At 59.9% G+C, this 958-nt stretch carries 1 protein-coding gene; it reads right to left on the minus strand.

The features are described from left to right. Window positions 1-940: thioredoxin domain-containing protein (locus NW837_RS14250; protein WP_414332245.1), on the minus strand; the 940-nt coding region annotated here is incomplete at its 3' end. Window positions 941-958 lie beyond the last annotated feature (18 nt).

The raw sequence follows: 958 nt of genomic DNA on the forward strand, positions 1-958 counted from the left end.
AGGTTTCTTCCCCCAAGAGCTCCTGCAGCTCCTGCCAGCGCCAGACGTAGAACTCTCCCTCCTCTGGCTCTCGATCCTCTGCCCGGGCAAAGCTGTCGGCATCTTGAGCGGCGTAGAAATACCCGGCAGGGGCGGTCATCTCTCGCGCCACCCACTCCACCGTCAGCCGCACCGCCCGCTCAATGGCCGGATCTTGGATACCGTGCGCCCACAGATCGGAGAGAAACTCCAGGATCTGCCCGTTGTCGTAGAGCATCTTTTCAAAGTGGGGCACCGTCCAGGTGGGATCCACAGTGTAGCGGTGAAATCCTCCGGCCACATGGTCAAAGATCCCTCCCAGCACCAAGGCCATGCCTCGCTCTTTGGCCCGTTCCAGAGCGCTCTGCGAGCCGGGGATCCCTTCTGGTGGGTCGAAGCGGGCCGAACGCAATACCAACTGAGCGTAGGGCATCATGGGAAATTGCTGCACCGCCCCGGCATTGGAGAGCAAAGGCTGGATCTTGGGGATCCCAGAGCGCAGCAGGTCGGCGGGAATGTGGTCTTCCGGCACTAAGTCGCTGAGGGTGGTCAGAGCCGTCAAAATCTGGCCTTTCATCTCCTCTATTTTTTCCTTTTCCTGCCGGTAAAACTGCAGGATGCGCTGCAGCAAGGCCAGAAACCCCGGGCGGCCAAAGCGGGGCTCTACGGGAAAATAGGTGCCGGCGTAAAAGGGCACCAGGTCATCGGGCGTGAGGAAAACATTGAGGGGCCACCCCCCCTGCCCGCTCATGAGCTGCAACGCCTGCATGTAGATGCTGTCGAGATCCGGCCGCTCCTCGCGATCCACCTTGATGGGCAAAAAATGGGCATTCAAAAAGGCGGCAATTTCAGGGTTGGAGAAGGCCTCGCCCTCCATGACCGTACACCAGTGGCAACTGGAATAGCCGATGGATAGGAAAATCTGCCTATCCTCGGCCCG

The sequence above is a fragment of the Synechococcus sp. R6-10 genome, assembly GCF_047461815.1.
Classification (GTDB): Bacteria; Cyanobacteriota; Cyanobacteriia; order Thermostichales; family Thermostichaceae; genus Thermostichus.